The sequence below is a fragment of the Flagellimonas lutimaris genome, from assembly GCF_003581615.1.
In the GTDB taxonomy this organism is placed as follows: Bacteria; Bacteroidota; Bacteroidia; order Flavobacteriales; family Flavobacteriaceae; genus Flagellimonas; species Flagellimonas lutimaris.
On record NZ_QXFH01000069.1, the window covers coordinates 195,456 to 211,637 of the forward strand.

A 16,182-nucleotide genomic window follows, 5' to 3' on the forward strand; every position below is an offset into this window, starting at 1 on the left:
CATTGTGCTTACGAAGCGACCGACTGCTTCTTTTCGGACTCTTTTTTGAGCTGATTCACATATTCGCTAGGTGTTGTTCCCGTAGTTTTTTTGAAAACATCATTAAAAGTGGATTTGGATTTAAAACCACAATCAAAAGCAAGGCCCAGCAGAGTTAATTTTTTGTTTTCGGGTTTAGCTGCCAATTGTTTAAATGCTTCAACACGATAGCTGTTCACATACTCATAAAAGTTTTTGGAAAAACTGCGATTGATCGTGTGGGAAACTTGTTTTGGATTCAGGTTTACGAGTTTCGATAATTTGGTCAAATCCAGTTCAGAATCCAAATAGGGCTTTTGGCTTTCCATTACTTCGGTTATTTTTTCTGCCCATGCGGGATTGTGTATGTTATCTTCTGATATGTTCTTTTTTGAGGAGTAGCCCGAAGTTTCTGTACGGGCTTTTAAGTAACCCTTAAAACCAATCCAGTAGGTTACAATGGCCAACCCTACAAAAGTGGGTAGGAAATAGGCATCCCTTAAATCCCTGTCAAAAACAAAACGGTCAATCTCGGTCAAAACCATCCAGCCTATCCAAAATACTGAATAAATGATTATTGGGGCTTTTAACCAATGCAGCGACTTGTTTTCCAGATTGGAAAAACGCTGTTTCAGCCAAATTTGATATCGGAACAGGACCAAAAGTGATATGATGCTATAAATGGTAATGGATAAAATGCCCAACCACTGTTCTGCCAAATAGAATTTGGTATAAGGGTGAGGCTGTGTTTGATACAGGCCATCGGCACCCAATCTGTAAAAAGCGGTCCGATAAAAAATAAATTCCAATAGCAACGGAACAAAATGAATCAGATCTTTTTTTGAAAATTTGAAGTCATTGTCAGTGATACTTTTGGTGTAAAAGTAAAGTGCTGGTCCTATGCCGTAAAGCAGCTCAAGCTGAACATACCTAAAGGTATCCATCATGTTATAACTGCTAAGTACATTTACAAGGGCAATATTCAATGCCATTAATGCAAAAAAGAAAATAAGGAGCGATAAAAAGATTTGAGATTGGCTCCGTGGACGTTTGGCGAGTAACAAAATACCCAATATGATGGCCTGTGCTGCAAATATAAATATGATGGTCGTTAAAATGGGATTTGGCGAACTCATATGGTTGCTAAGTTAGCCAATTTTCAAGTTAACTTTTTTCAATACATTTGATCTTCAAAGTAACACACTTTGAGCATTGTTGCTAAATCTAGGTTTAGTATTCTACCAGTCGTTTACGGTTCAGTAAAACCTTAGCGTAGTCACGTGCCATTTTATCTCCAAACTCTTGATAGGCGCGTTGAGCCCATTCCAAAGCCAAATCCGTCTCTCCCTTTACTTCGTAGGCTACAGCAATATTGTGAGCTGCTCTTCCTGCAGATTTACCATAATTATTGACCACATCGGTCCATATTTTAATGGCATTGTCCCAATTGGCTACTTCGCTGCTTCTCCAGCCTGCAGCAAATTGGTTTTTGTCCCTTCCTTTGCCTTTTTTATACATGTCTCGTCTGACTCGGTAATAGCTTGTAAAAAAGCGGTTAGTGTAATCAATTCCAGCGGCATAAGCTGTTTCTGGTAGTGCGGAAAGTGGCGCAGCTCCGCTGAACAAGTCAAAATCCATAAAATAAGTCTGCTGAAACTGGTCTATGATGGTTTTGTTATAGGGATCATATAGCCTCCAAAAGCTTTTGACGTTGACCCGTGCACGTCGAGGAAATCGCGTGTTGGTTCTTCCTGTTTCTAAAACCGAAGTAACCTGATTCACCGCATTGGCTATCACAAAATCCGAATTGGAGTCAAAGTTTTCCAATACCAACAGCGCATCCGCATTAGTAGATTTACAAATTTCATCTACTTGGTCCCAACTTAAAATTTCAGGGGTTTGTCTTGTTCCTGTTCCATAAATGCGAACATTTGGGGGTATCACGGCTTTCAGGCGATTACTGTTTTGCAGTCCATCAAAGAAACCTTTTACAGCCTCATCGGAAGCTAATTTATCGGAACCTGCGATTTCACCTGTAACTATGGATTCCAACGTTTTATTTTTTTTGTCCTCTTCTTTGGTCAATGAACGGTTTACTACAGCTATTTCTTCCATTCCCTCTGGTAAAATAAGCTCTGGTTCTTGAGGGTAATCAAGGTAAACAAATCCAGAACTGGCACAGGAAACCAAACTACAAGTGATTACAGAAAGCAGTAAAAGGTTAAAGTTTTTCATAATTGTAAGGCTTTGGGAGATGGTAAAACACAACAAACGTGCCATTGCATAATTTGGAAGACTTTCCATAGGCATCAACGTGTAATCAATATCTTTTATTTTCAAACAGTTAGATATTTTTAAAACCAAAAAACCTGTAAATAAAATTTACAGGTTTCACGTTCAAATCAAACTTGTTCCTACTTATTAAGAACAATCGGTTATGCCAGAACTTCTTCCGGCATGTTTCTTCGGAGCGTTTTTTTCTTGGTCGTAGTCTTTTCATCAGAGGTTGATGACCATCCCACTTTTCTTTCGTAGCGATAGAAAGTTCCTCCTTCCAATGGATCCATCACTATTAAATAAACCCATTCATTATCAGCCAATGCTTTTAAACTTTCATTTTTGGCAATTATGGTTTTGACTTGGTCCAAAGGTGCTTGAATAATCACAGAAAGACGCAGTGGTGGGTGGTAGGGTGTATCCTTGGAAGTATAAAGCGACTCCCATGGAAGCCCTGTTTTTAAATCGCCTCCGTTTCCTTGGACTACTCCAAATTTACCTGTGATATTATGGGTTACCTTGGTCCCCCCTCCAAATTTGTCATTATCTACCGTGGAGAAGTAGTAATGGTTGTTTATCCATTGTGTAACTACCATGGGACCTTGCATGATGGTTTCCAGGACCTGCCCTTCTTTGTCGGTTTTCCAATCATAGGAATGCAGAAAAGAGCGACCATCAAGTGCTAGGTTTCGGGTCGCTTTTCTTGGTGCGATGATAAAACTCGCATTTTTGGCCAATCCCCATTCAGGTCTTGTTTCTCCCCAGTTGCTGGCATTGGTTTGGGCTTGAGAGAGACTGTTTCTAGTTGCTCCCAATCTTTCTTGCGTAGCTGTTTCTTGTACTTTTTGTAGATTCTTTTTCAATGCTTTCACTCGTTTTTGGTGTGATTCGGGCAAGCTAGAATCAAAGAGCACTATTTCATCTGTTGTTGTGTTGTGTTCGGCACCCAGGAAAAAAGTGGTTTCCGGAATCTCTATTTGGAACTTTTCTTTTACAATCCGCCTTACTTCGAGGTCGTTGGCCAATTTGGCAAGCATTCGTGCATTATGTCTTCCTGGACTTGCAGCACATGCACCGCAATCCAAACTGGAGCCAAAAGGGTTGTTTGCCGAATGACTTCCATGACCTACAAATAAGATGAGTGGAGCAAACTGTTTCCATCCCATCAATTCAAAAGCCGACTTAACGATCGTTGCTTTTTCCTCTGCGGGAATATTCAGGTCTTCCCCACCTGATTTGAGAATTTCAGGTTCGCAAACACACTCATAGGTGGAGTTGTTTCGTTGAGTAAAGCGGTAAAGTGGTGCGGGAGTTATGGTTCTGAAGAGTAGTTGCATTCCATAGAAAAAGCCTGAACCTTCTACAAAACCAAATGTAGAGGGCAACATATTCTTCATTCGCTTTAGAAAATAGTTCCAAAATTTTCTCACTTCATTTTTCCTGTCTTGGACTTTTTTCTCTTGGCTTTTATTGTTTTGCGCAATTTCTGAAACAGAATAACAAGAGTCTACAATAGGAGGGCACGACTTATGTGAAATACCATCTGTAGAGCTTTCATAATCCATTGCAATACCAAAAAATCCAGCATAACCAAAAGTTTCATAATTTCCCGCAGATTCTACGTGCCTTCGGATTAGTTCCGATCTGGTGTCGATACAAAAGGCAAATTGGGCATCGGGTGTCTGATTTGAATGCTCACCTTCTTGAACAGCGATAGATTCCTTTTCAAGATGAGACATTAGTCGGTTTTGCCAACTTTGTTCCCAAGCTTTAAGCCAAAGGTATTGTAACTTCACTATTTCCGAATTGCCTTTGTTTCCAATAACTGGGGGCAAAACTTCCATTTTTAATTGCTTGGCAGTCCAGAGTCTAACAGCTAGGTAGTCTTTAAGCTCAATAGGATATGCCTCTTGCCATGCTTGTGTGCTTCTATGTTTAATGTAACCCGTCCAACCTGGTAAGGCGGCCAAATGATAGGTAAAAATAGTATGGACTTCCTGTTCTGGATATCCTGATAATATCTCTGAAAGTACCTCTTCACTGGTTTTTGGAATATCCTTTCGGCTTATTTTTCCAACTTCAGCATCATAGGGAGCCAATTGCCTCCAAGCCTTATAAAAACCTGATTTTTTAAAGGGCATTTCCCATTCCGCCAAACCTTCATCCATAAAGGCGGACAACCATTTCACCATTATTCTGTCTAAATCATGGTTTTCGTTTTTGGTTTCGATGGGCCTTTCAGATTCCATTTGCTCCAAATAGGATTCTGGTGAAGACTCAAATCCATTTTCTTTTAACGTTTGGATGAGTTCGACTTTTTCAATCTCCCCAGTTTCCCAAGCCTTACGATAAATAGAGGCCTTTGGATATACCCTGGCATTCAATATTTGCTTTGCTTGATTAACAGCTTCTGAAAATGGTAATTGTTCGTAGCCACTTAGTGGATTGGATGTCACAAAGGAATAAAGAGGCCAAGTGTTTCCAATAACCTTGGAGGCTTTATCAATATGATGTTTCAGATTTATTAGCTTCATTGAAATTTGGATTTATACATTAAAATTGTGCGATTTTTGGGCTGTGATAGGTTGAGCAATTTGACATATATCCACGGAATTTTGCGATAGATGCCAAGTTTCATCATAAAGAAGCCAACCAAGAACACAATCCCAAAAACAATTTGAGTTGTTGATAGCTCCGTAGGCGAAGCCACTAGAGGCATGTCTACCATAAGTGCAGTAACCCCATTGTAGATCAGCGAATACACACCAATACCTGAGATGAAAAGAACAGGTGGCAGTATCATTCTCTGAATTCCTGAAAGGGGATTATGCTTTACGATATTATAAGTGGCTTGTCCCACCGTAATGGATACAATAAGGGTAAGGAAGATACCGCTATCCAAATGCATTCCCTTACCAGTGAACAGGACAAAGAGGTACGCGCCCAATATGCTGAAGAATAACACAACAAGTGCCTGCAACCATTTTATTCGGATTACTGGTGGCTCACTGGGTCTTGATTGTTCAATTTCTTCACCGGATGAAAGAAAAAGATAGGCTTTGTAAAACCCGTGCAGAATCAAATGGGCAATCGCTGCGTTGAAAAAGCCCAGTCCGCATTGCATGATCATAAAACCCATCTGGGCAATGGTAGAACATGCTAAGCGTTGCTTTACATTGACTTGAATCAATTTGGTGAATTGCGCCAGTATAGCTGTCAGCCCACCAACAACCAGAAGTATTTCCAATGTATTGGAAGCAATCAGTAAAGGGGCGAACAAGGTCAGTAATATACCGGAACCATTTACAAAACCGGCATGCATTAGTGCAGAAGCAGGCGTGGGTGCGGTCATCGCGGAAAGCAACCATTTGTGGAACGGAAATATAGCTGATTGTATCAGTGCAGCCATAATGATGCATAAGGCCGAAATGACTTTAATATAGCTTGGTGCTTGCGCTATGGAAGCGACCCATCCGCTTATCGTAATTGTATTGTTATAGGATGCCGGTAACAGCAGGCCTATACTTAAAAAAATACTACCGATGATGAAGTATTGCCTCGTAAATCGTTTGGCTTCCCGTGCATCTCCCCAATTGGAATCCAGACCTATCAATCCAGACATGATGGTGCCCATGAGCAACCAACTCAGCAACAATAAAACAAGGTGCTCGGATATTACAAAAAGCATTACTCCCAGGGTAAATCCAAGGGACAATATCATAAACTTGGATTTTTGGTCACTGTCCTTAAAATACGAGTTTGCATAACTACCGATTATTGCACTAAAAAACGTTACGGTGGTCCATAACAATGAAGTAAACCCGTTTATTCTAAATAGATTTTCCCATCGCCAATCGGGAATATTTGGGTAAAAAGAGATGGTAAAAATCAGATTGGCCAAAAAAATTACCCAAAATAAAACCGGGATTGTCCCGGTAATATCAGTTTTTTTTGAAGAGATTTTGATGGTGCTCGTTATTGGTGCCATTATCTCGGTGGTTTTAAAGAATTATAGATTCTTTTTTTCTTCTTCGGGGATAACTCTTCGAACTCCACTTCGCAGATTTGCCAATAGAGCAACGCCTAGAATAAAGCTGCACAATAAAATACGATCTAGGAATAAGGATTCGTTCCAATAAGAGACCACAATAAAAGATGCTACCAATAGTACACCTACAAGGGTTATTGTTGTTGTTTTTGATGATTGCATAGAAATTAAATTAAATTGAATTTGTGTTTTGGTTTAGTATAGCTTATTCATCAGGAGATTTATTCCTGGATAGTCATTTATCAATCTTCCAGCGTAATTTCTAAAATGCCGTTTATCGTTACATTTTTACCTTTGGTTCTTGCTTGGTTTACAATGTCTCTTGCAGTTTGTTTTTCGAGTTCCAATTCTTGTATGCGGTTGTCCAGTAAATTGGTCTTGCCATGATGGTTACCTTCCCAAATCTTTAATCTTTGGATTTTGTGGAAGTTGATTTTTTCATCAATTAAAGATGTAATAACATCGGAAGCTTCGGTCGGGGTGAATTTTCCGTCTACTAATTGGATTTTTTGTTTGTCGATCAAGGTTTCAGCTAATTCTTTTGTTTCCATGTTTTGGTTTTAACAATGATTTCGATTGCAAAGGTTATAGATATTTATCATTAATTTTTATTTATATTTATAATAATATATATTAAAAATATTTATGTATTATACGTTGCACCAACTTCAAATATTTCTTAAAATAACTGAATTACAGAGTATTACGAAGGCTTCGGAAGAGCTTCATTTAACACAACCAGCCGTATCTATCCAGCTTAAAAATTTTCAGGATCAGTTTCCAATTCCACTAACCGAAGTGGTCGGTAGGCGACTTTTTATCACTGATTTTGGCAAAGAAATTGCTCAAGCCGCCGAAAAAATCATAAATCAGGTTCAAGAAATTAACTATAGGACAATGGCCTATCAGGGCAAGCTATCAGGACGCCTGAAAATATCGGTGGTATCTACAGGAAAATATGTTATGCCTTATTTCATGTCAGGTTTTATGAAAGATAACAGTGGAGTGGATCTTGTGATGGATGTTACGAACAAAACCAAGGTGGTAAGAAGCTTGGAGCTTAACGAAGTTGATTTTGCCCTGGTTTCCGTCCTACCCGATAAATTGAATGTTCAGGGAGTGGAATTGATGCCCAATAAATTAATTTATGTATGCGATTACAATAGAGAATTGTCGAAAAACCCGACCAAAAAAAAATTGTTCGAACAAATACCCTTGATTTATCGGGAACCGGGCTCTGCTACACGAAATGCAATGGAGGGGTTTATAGAACAAAACAATTTTAAGGTAAACAAGAAAATGGAGTTGACCTCCAATGAAGCAGTCAAGCAAGCGGTAGTATCTGGACTCGGTTGTTCAATAATGCCGCTAATAGGCATAAAAAATGAGTTGTTGAACAAGGATTTGAAGATAATCCCAGTAAAGGGCTTACCCATAACCACCACTTGGAACCTAATCTGGTTAAAGTCAAAAAATCTCTCGCCAGCTGCAGTCGCCTTTTTGAATTACCTGGAAGAAAAAAAGGAAGAAATAATCAAGAAGAAGTTTGACTGGATAGATGATTTTTGAATTTGAAGTTACTCATTCTTTTGACGACGCTATTCGGATATAACAATCTGTAATAAAGCCTTATCAACGAAACAAAAGTAACCTGCAAAATTTGTAGATTTACTACAGCTATTCCAAGAATAATGATGTTAACCACCTTTCCTCTGACTGCTGGGCTAATCGCTTCCATTCTTCATGTTATTGCCGGTCCGGATCATTTGGCGGCAGTAGCTCCGTTTGCCATAGAGTCAAAACGAAAGGCCTGGAAAATTGGACTTTTTTGGGGCATTGGACACCTAGTGGGAATGATGGCCATTGGTTTGCTGTTCGCCATATTCAGGGAAATTATTCCAGTTGATGAGATTTCTAATTACAGCGAGCAATTGGTAGGCTTGGTATTGATAGGAATTGGTTTTTGGGCTTTGTACAGAATCTTCAAAAAGAGAAAACACCACAAGCATTTACACGTCCATGCAGAAAATTCACCTGTAATACATTCCCATGAACACCAACATGAACATAACAGTTCCCATCACCATGTACATAATGAGAAATTGAGACAGAACAATTTGGCATCTTTCTCTGTGGGTATATTGCATGGTTTGGCCGGTATTTCGCATTTTTTATTGTTTTTGCCAGTTTTAGGTTTTGAAACACAATCTGACTCGATAGCTTATGTCATTGGTTTTGGAGCTGGGATACTTGTTGCGATGGTTACGTTTGCCTTCGTCATTGGTAAGGTGTCGTCCATTGCCAAAAATGGACATAGCGATATGTTTTTCAACGGTATCCGAATGGCAGGTGGCCTCTTTGCCATTGTCATCGGGATTTATTGGATTTTTAGCACTTAACAGATTCGGGGCAATTGTTCCCCAATCATTGGAGTAACCATTCGCTTTCCTCCGATAACACTGTGCATTACTACTTTTTTGGGATGTTCTTGGGTGAATTCACCGATACATGCAGCTCTTGCCCCTTTTTTATCTTTTTTCATCAATTCGAGAACAGCATCAGCCACTTCTGCATCGACAATAGTCACGAAAATGCCTTCATTGGCAACAAACAAAGGGTCCAGACCCAAAATTTCACAAGCTGCTGCCACTTGATCATCCAAAGGTATTTCGGTTTCTTTGATGGAAATTCCCAATTCGGTATCACTGGCTATTTCTGAAAGTACACTGGCCAATCCGCCTCGAGTCGGATCTCGGAACAAATGGATTTTATCTCCAAAGCCATCCAAAAGATCATTTACCAAAAAGTTGAGGTTAGTAGTATCGCTTTCAATGGTCGATTCAAATTCAAGGCCATCCCGTTGCGACATAATGGCCATTCCGTGCTGTGCAACAGGGCCACTGATGATAATTTTATCTCCTGCCTTTATTTTATATGGAGAGATATGTGCTTCGGGGTGCACCTTTCCAAATCCCGTGGTATTGATGAAGATTTTATCGCCTTTACCACGTTCCACAACCTTGGTGTCTCCAGTAATGATCTGTACACCGGCCCGATCTGCGGTTTCTTTTATGGATTTCACGATTTTTATAAAATCCCCCATGGGCAAGCCTTCTTCAACAACAAAAGCCAAGGAAAGGAATTTGGGATTCGCACCGCACATGGCCACATCGTTCACGGTCCCATTTACGGCTAGCTCACCAATGTTCCCGCCTTTGAAAAATATGGGAGATACTACAAAGCTATCTGTGGAAATGGCCATTTCACCATCTACTTTGATAATGGAACCATCATGTTTTTGGTCCAGATAGGGATTGCTGAAAGTTTCAAAAATGATATGGTCCAACAAATCGCGGGTCATTAATCCCCCGCTTCCGTGTCCCAAGTTGATGGTATCGTATCCAATATCTTTATTGCTCATGGTTAGGATGTGATTAAGTCGTTTGAAAAATGATAATAAGCGGCACAGGCACCTTCAGATGACACCATGGGTGCTCCCAAGGGGTTGGAGGGGGTGCAAGCCTTTCCAAATTGTTCGCATTGGTGCGGTTTTTTGATGCCCTTCAGAATCTGACCAGCAATACAAGCTGAATTTTCCGGAGTTGTTATGGAACTGATTTTAAATTTGGTTTCAGCATCAAAATCAAGGAACTCTTTTTTAAGGCGGTAACCGCTGTCCGGTATGGAACCAATACCCCTCCATTCCCTATCTGCTATTTCAAAAACAGCTTCCATCATTTTTTTTGCTTCAACATTTCCTTCTTCCTTTACCACTCGGGAATATTGGTTTTCCAATTTGTACTCACCTTTTTCCAGTTGTAACAAGGCCATATAGATTCCTTGTACAAGATCTAAGGGCTCAAACCCGGTAATGACAATGGGTATTTTATATTTTTCAACCAATGGGTAATATTCTTTCATTCCCATTATGGCACAAACATGACCTGCGCCAAGAAATGCATCTATTGTGCACAGTTCGTCATCTAAAATTCCTTCCATGGCCGGGGGAACAAGTACATGGGAAACCAAAATGGAATAATTGGTAACGTTTTCCTTTTTGGCATGCAAAACCGAAAGGGCGTTGGCCGGTGCCGTAGTTTCAAACCCAACCGCAAAAAACACCACTTCTTTATCCGGGTTTTGTTTGGCAATATTTACAGCTTCCAATGGAGAATATAGGATGCGGAGGTCGCCACCATTTGCTTTGGCTTCCAAAAGACTTTTTTTGCTGCCCGGCACACGTACCATATCACCGAACGAGCAAACAATAACCCCTTTTTCAAGTAATTCAATGGCCTTGTCTATCAAGTTGAGGGGGGTAACGCAAACAGGACAACCCGGACCATGTATCATTCGGACGTTTTCTGGCAGCAGGTTAATGATGCCATTTTTTACCAATCCATGCGTCTGCCCACCACAGATTTCCATGATGTTCCATGTTTGGGTGGCGGTTTTCTCGATAAGGTCCAAATATTGTTTGGTCGCCTCCAGGTTTCTATATTCGCTCAAATACTTCATCTTTCAATTTTTTATGTGTTGATGGTACATAAGTTGCCCGAAAGAAATGTTTTCATCGTTAGGACTTAAGTTACGATTAAAATATAGCTTGTAATTGTCCTCTGATATTTCTTTTATCATATCTACCAAAACGGTGTTTTGAAATACACCACCGCTCATGGCAATCTCCTTGATGTTCAATTGTTCTGCCATTTTAATGACTATAGTTGCCAAGGTGAATAGAAAATTCACTATGATTTCATCCTTCTCAATCCCTTTTTTAAAATCGATATAAAGATTATTGAAGAGCTTCTTTGTGGGGACCATTCCATTTACGATTTCTGATACGTAGGTTTTGCAATTTTCAAGTTCATAATCCCCAATTTGATTTTCCAAAAGAATGGCGGCCTCGCCTTCATAGGTATTAAAATCGCAAAGGTTTAGAAGCGATGCGACAGCGTCAAAAAGTCGGCCCACCGATGAGGTTTTTAGGGATTCTTTTTTCTTTAAATGGTGATAAATCGCCATTTCTTCTTCTGAAAATATTTGACTGATTTTATCCTGCATTGTATCATTTGCCAAAGAGAAAAATGATAATCTAGGTTCTTTGGCCATTTTGTCCCCGGCCAACCAATCGTAATAGTCAAAATGCCCTACGCGTTCCATTTCCCCATTTTGATAGTTGAAAAACTCACCGCCCCAAATCTGCGAATCATCCCCAAAACCGGTTCCATCCCAAACTACGCCCATAATGGCCGATTTTTTATCAAAAAGCGCATGCTCTCCCAAGACAGAGGCAAAATGAGCTTTGTGATGCTGAACTTGGTAAAAATCCACCTTTAATTTGTTGGCAAGCTCTATGCCATATCGGGTGCTGTTGTACCCCGGATGTTTGTCTGCCAAAAGGACTTCTGGTGATGCTTCAAACAGTTGCATAAATCTTTCTGTGGTTTTTATATAGCGTTCAACGACATCAAAATGGTCCAGGTTTCCCAAATATTGACTGATGTACAAATAATCGTTGGGCAAAAAAGCAATGGTGCTTTTCAGGTGACCGCCCATGGCCATAATTTTTTTATCGGTATCGATATCGGTATCAAAATTGGGGCTGAGTCCTCTTGATCTTCTGAAGATGATTTTTTCATTGTACCGAGCACTAAACTTGATTACGGAATCATCTTGTGGATTAGTGATTTTTAAATCATGGTCCAAAAAATAATCGGCAACTTGGTATAACTCCTCATGTGCCATTTCCACCTCACTGATAATTGGGGATGCATGTATATTGCCACTGGTCGCAACGATTGGGATCTGCAGTTCAGTAGCAAACAACTGCAAAATGCCAGAGTAGGGGAGCATAATACCCAGTTGATTAAGATTGGGGGCAAGTTCATCCAAAGCCAAACTGCCTTTGAAATCGTTTTTGGGAATTATCACGATGGGGCCTTCAGGAGAGGTCAGTGTTTTCTCTTGAATCGCCTTGATATTTAAATGCTGTTTTAGCAAAGACAATGAAGAATATAGAATGGCAAACGGTTTCGTGGGTCGGTTTTTTCTATCCCGTAGTTTTTTGATCACTTCTGGATTGTTCGCATCGCAACACAGCAAATACCCGCTGGTATTTTTAATGGCCAAGATGTTGCCTGCTTTGATCAGTTCCGCAGTTTTTTTTAAAATATGGTCTGTTGAAATCGGCCTACCATCTGCGGAGGAGAGCTTTAGTTCAATCCCACAATCGGAACAGGTGTTGGTTTGCGAATGGAATCGCCTGTCCGCTGGATTTTTGTATTCGTTTGCGCAAGTATTGCACATTTCGAACGATTCCAAGTTCGTATGGTTTCGCTCAAACGGAAACGAATTGGTTATGGCCCATCTCGGACCACAATTCACGCAGGTTGTAAAAGGGTAGTGGTAACGTCTATTGTCTTCATCAGCGACTTCTTTTTTACAATCATCACAAATAGCAAAATCGGGCGTTAGTTGTAAGTTTAATTTTCCTGATTTTATGGAAGGAACAATTGAAAATCCATCAAAATTTTGATAGTCTGTTTCATGGAGATGATGCTCCTTTATTTTTGACGCTTTTGGAGGATTGCTTGTCAATGATTCATAAAAAGGACCGACCACATCAGGTTCACCGGTAAGGTAGATTATAACGCCTTCCTCATTATTGGATACAGTGCCCAGTAATTGGAATGTATTGGCCAATTTGAAGACATGGGGTCTAAACCCAACCCCTTGCACTCGACCGGTTACCAATATTTTGTAGGTTTTGGGCACCTTATGAAATTTGTTCGTGTAAAGTCTTGCTCAGACTTATGATTTGTTCAATGGCCTTAGGTATTGCTTTTTTTACTTTGGGTGCCAATTCGGTGGTCATCGGAACAACTTGTTCAATGGATATGGTAAAGAGATAGAGGTCCGGTTGGTTTTCCATAAGGTAAACCGCTTCAATCATATCTTTTAAACCAACATCATGAACGCTTAAAGCAGATGGAAAGTCACTTGCGAATTTTGGACGGATAAGGGAAACGGTTCCCTCTTCTTTGCCATCCATGGTAGCATCAACAAAGATTATCTTGTTATAACTTTCAAAACAATTGAGCAGTAAAAAACCTCCGGTTCCACCATCGAGGATATCAACATGGGGGGGCAACTCCAATTTGTCCATTTCTTGAATCAAATGTACCCCAACACCTTCGTCTCCCATTAAGAAGTTGCCCACCCCCAAAACCAAAATACTCCTTGATTTGTCTTTTTCAAAGAAAAAGGCATCACTGCTAATAGCAATAGGTTTTTTATCCAAATAAGATTTGGTTTGTGTTGATTGCGCCATTTTTTTATTCTATGATTTCCAACTCCTCTTTATCAACAGGCTTTTCTATTTCTTTCTCTTCCTCTAATTTTTTAAGTCGTTCGTCACATACGAACTTGTAACCTCCGAACATGGAGGATACTTCGCCTCTTCCCTCTAGCCAATCATGATAGAAAACAAGATAGACATGGATGAGGGTGAAAAGGATAAAGAGCCATGTTGTTGTGTGATGGATGGTTCGTACTATAAAATCTCCTCCTAAAAATGGCACGACCCAACTGAACATTTTAGGTAACCACCAACTTGCGGTGGAGGAATAAAGTCCAAACCCGGTAAACACCTGTACCAAGGCCAATAAAAATAGCATTACATAAGAGAAAGCGGCCACGCTGTTGTGACCTATACTGATATCTCTAATATCCGGTTTTTTTTCGTTGGCCAGAAATACATCCACTTTGATAACATGCAAAAAGTTGTGCCACATTTTCTTGCTGAAGGGCCAAAAGGCACGCCAGCTGGAAAACTTGTTACCTACAAACGACCAGTAGATTCTAAGGATCATATTGAAAAAGAAAACATAGGCCGTTGCAAAATGAATAAAACGAACAGTGCCAAACCAGTAAAAATCACTGGCTTCTTTGTTCGATAATATCGCAGGTGGATCTGCAATGATAAACCCTGTAACGGCTAATATGATAATGGACAGTACATTGATCCAGTGGAAAAACCGAACTGGAAGCTCCCAAACATATACTCGTCTAAATTTTCGTGTTTCCATGGCCTATCATTTTCTAGATTTCGCAGCTCGAAACGTTCTGTACTTGAGAAATATGCTTGCCGTGCTCATCATACAAATGGACTGCACAGGCAATGCAGGGGTCAAATGAATGGATGGTACGTATGATTTCCAGTGGCAATTCCGGGTCTGCAACAGGAGTACCCAATAAGGTGGATTCATAGGCGGAACGCTGTCCTTTTGGATCTCGGGGAGATGCATTCCAAGTTGAGGGAACCACTAATTGGTAATTTTCCGTTTTACCATCCTTTATTTGAATCCAATGACCAAGGGCACCTCTTGGAGCTTCGGCAAAACCGACTCCTTTTGATTCGCTCGGCCATGATTCAGGCTCCCATTTGTCCATATTGGCCATGCGGGAGTCCCCATTTTTGATATTTTGTAATAAAGTGTCATAAAACTCCATGGTCCAATTCGCGACCAATTGTGTTTCAATACCCCTTGCAGCTGTTCTTCCCAAAGTGGAGAACAGTGCCTCCACAGGAACATCTAAATGACCTAAAGCACCATTTACAGCTTCTTGGATTTCTTTATTGCCGCGGGCATAGCCCACCAATAATCTGGATAGGGGTCCAACCTCCATGGGTTTACCTCTCCAGCGTGGTGTTTTAATGAAGCTGTATTTTTGACTTACATCCAATTGGTCATAAGGCGGTTTGGGACCCGAGTAGTTGATGTTGGTCTCACCGTCCCATGGGTGTTTTCCATGGTCTTTCCCTTCGGAATATTCGTCATACCAAGAATTGTTTATGAATTCTGTGATATCATCATTTCTATGGTCTACATCGTAGACTTTGGATAAATCCCTGTCCAATATAATCCCTTGTTGAAACTTGAAAGATGAAATGTCTCCGTAACCATTGGTTGGGAAATCACCATAGGACATATAGTTGCCAAATCCTTTTCCGATAGCGCCCCAATCTTTGTAGAAAGATGCAATGGCCAATAAATCGGGAATGTAGACCTGTTCAATAAATTGTTTTCCTTCTTCCAGTAATCGTCCCACATATGCCAATCGTTCAGCATTTATTCCGCCTGGGCTTTCGGTATTGATGGCACAGGCCATACCGCCTACCAAGTAGTTAGGGTGTGGATTTTTACCTCCGAAAATGGTGTGGACCTTGACAATTTCTTTTTGCCATTCCAATGCTTCTAGATAGTGGGCAACTGCCAAAAGGTTAACTTCTGGGGGCAATTTCATTTGGGGATGGCCCCAATAACCGTTTGCAAATATTCCCAGTTGCCCACTTTCAACAAACTTTGTGATTCTTTTTTTGATATCGGAAAAATACCCCGGTGAACTTTTGGGCCAGTTCGAGATGCTTTGGGCCAGTTTGGAGGTTTCGGCGGGGTCTGCTTTTAAGGCATTGACCACATCTACCCAATCCAACGCATGAAGATGATAAAAATGTACGGTATGGTCGTGCATATAAAGAGCACCTTCCATAATGTTCCGAACCATTTCGGCATTGGGGGGGACCTCAATCCCCAAAGAATCCTCCACCGATCGTACAGAGGCCAATGCGTGTATGGTGGTACATACCCCACAGGCACGCTGAACAAATGCCCAAACATCCCTTGGGTCTCTTCCTTTGACTATGTTTTCAAGACCCCGAACCATTGGGCTGGAGCTATAGGCGTCGGTAATCTTACCATCTTTTACCTCTACCTCAATTCTTAAGTGCCCTTCAATCCTGGTAATGGGATCTACTACTATTCTATTTGCCATGA

Annotated in this window: 14 protein-coding genes; 2 read left to right on the top strand and 12 right to left on the bottom strand. The window is 40.5% G+C overall.

Translation table 11 applies throughout. The features are described 5' to 3' along the window. Positions 1-8: 8 nt before the first annotated feature. The 6 genes from D2V08_RS04330 to D2V08_RS04350 form a co-directional block, all read right to left on the bottom strand. A complete protein-coding gene (locus D2V08_RS04330) occupies positions 9-1,154 on the bottom strand; it encodes a helix-turn-helix domain-containing protein (protein ID WP_119606847.1) in 1,146 nt (381 codons plus the stop codon). A 94-nt stretch (positions 1,155-1,248) separates the two neighbouring features. After that, on the bottom strand, positions 1,249-2,358 hold the full coding sequence (locus D2V08_RS04335) for a DUF6340 family protein (RefSeq protein ID WP_119606848.1): 1,110 nt from the start codon (positions 2,356-2,358) through the stop codon (positions 1,249-1,251). A gap of 95 nt (positions 2,359-2,453) precedes the next feature. Continuing rightward, positions 2,454-4,829, bottom strand: coding sequence for a DUF2309 domain-containing protein (locus tag D2V08_RS04340; protein ID WP_119606849.1), 2,376 nt, complete (start codon positions 4,827-4,829; stop codon positions 2,454-2,456). After that, complete coding sequence (locus D2V08_RS04345) at positions 4,826-6,283, bottom strand: proton-conducting transporter transmembrane domain-containing protein (RefSeq protein ID WP_119606850.1); 1,458 nt, start codon at positions 6,281-6,283, stop codon at positions 4,826-4,828. The genes D2V08_RS04340 and D2V08_RS04345 overlap by 4 nt, the downstream gene beginning before the upstream one ends. A 21-nt stretch (positions 6,284-6,304) precedes the next feature. Beyond that, the gene (locus tag D2V08_RS17200) at positions 6,305-6,505 is read right to left on the bottom strand and encodes a hypothetical protein (protein ID WP_147374066.1); all 201 of its coding nucleotides are present in this window, start codon (positions 6,503-6,505) and stop codon (positions 6,305-6,307) included. An 80-nt stretch (positions 6,506-6,585) separates the two neighbouring features. Further along, positions 6,586-6,894, bottom strand: coding sequence for a hypothetical protein (locus D2V08_RS04350; protein ID WP_100816126.1), 309 nt, complete (start codon positions 6,892-6,894; stop codon positions 6,586-6,588). A 94-nt stretch (positions 6,895-6,988) separates the two neighbouring features. Here D2V08_RS04350 and D2V08_RS04355 point away from each other — a divergent pair, with 94 nt between their 5' ends. Next, positions 6,989-7,912, top strand: a complete 924-nt coding sequence (locus D2V08_RS04355; protein WP_119606851.1) for a LysR family transcriptional regulator — start codon at positions 6,989-6,991, stop codon at positions 7,910-7,912. Positions 7,913-8,034: 122 nt separating this feature from the next. Further along, positions 8,035-8,742, top strand: coding sequence for an urease accessory protein UreH domain-containing protein (locus D2V08_RS04360; RefSeq protein ID WP_119606852.1), 708 nt, complete (start codon positions 8,035-8,037; stop codon positions 8,740-8,742). Here the strand turns inward: D2V08_RS04360 and hypE are convergent. The 6 genes from hypE to D2V08_RS04390 are packed head-to-tail and all read right to left on the bottom strand — an operon-like array spanning position 8,739 to position 16,180. Further along, positions 8,739-9,764 carry a hydrogenase expression/formation protein HypE gene (hypE, locus tag D2V08_RS04365; RefSeq protein ID WP_119606853.1) on the bottom strand — a complete coding sequence of 342 codons (1,026 nt, stop codon included), beginning with the start codon at positions 9,762-9,764 and terminating at the stop codon, positions 8,739-8,741. The two genes, D2V08_RS04360 and hypE, sit on opposite strands and share 4 nt — an antisense overlap. A 2-nt stretch (positions 9,765-9,766) precedes the next feature. After that, entirely contained in the window at positions 9,767-10,861 is a 1,095-nt protein-coding gene (gene hypD / locus D2V08_RS04370) for a hydrogenase formation protein HypD (RefSeq protein WP_119606854.1), read from the bottom strand. Positions 10,862-10,864: 3 nt separating this feature from the next. Next, positions 10,865-13,120 (bottom strand): carbamoyltransferase HypF, encoded by a 2,256-nt coding sequence (hypF, locus tag D2V08_RS04375; protein ID WP_119606855.1) that lies wholly within the window; start codon positions 13,118-13,120, stop codon positions 10,865-10,867. Between the two features lies 1 nt (position 13,121). Further along, positions 13,122-13,676 (bottom strand): hydrogenase maturation protease, encoded by a 555-nt coding sequence (locus D2V08_RS04380; protein WP_119606856.1) that lies wholly within the window; start codon positions 13,674-13,676, stop codon positions 13,122-13,124. 4 nt (positions 13,677-13,680) lie between these two features. Beyond that, entirely contained in the window at positions 13,681-14,433 is a 753-nt protein-coding gene (cybH, locus tag D2V08_RS04385; RefSeq protein WP_119606857.1) for a Ni/Fe-hydrogenase, b-type cytochrome subunit, read from the bottom strand. Positions 14,434-14,446: 13 nt separating this feature from the next. Beyond that, on the bottom strand, positions 14,447-16,180 hold the full coding sequence (locus D2V08_RS04390; RefSeq protein ID WP_119606858.1) for a nickel-dependent hydrogenase large subunit: 1,734 nt from the start codon (positions 16,178-16,180) through the stop codon (positions 14,447-14,449). Positions 16,181-16,182: the final 2 nt, after the last annotated feature.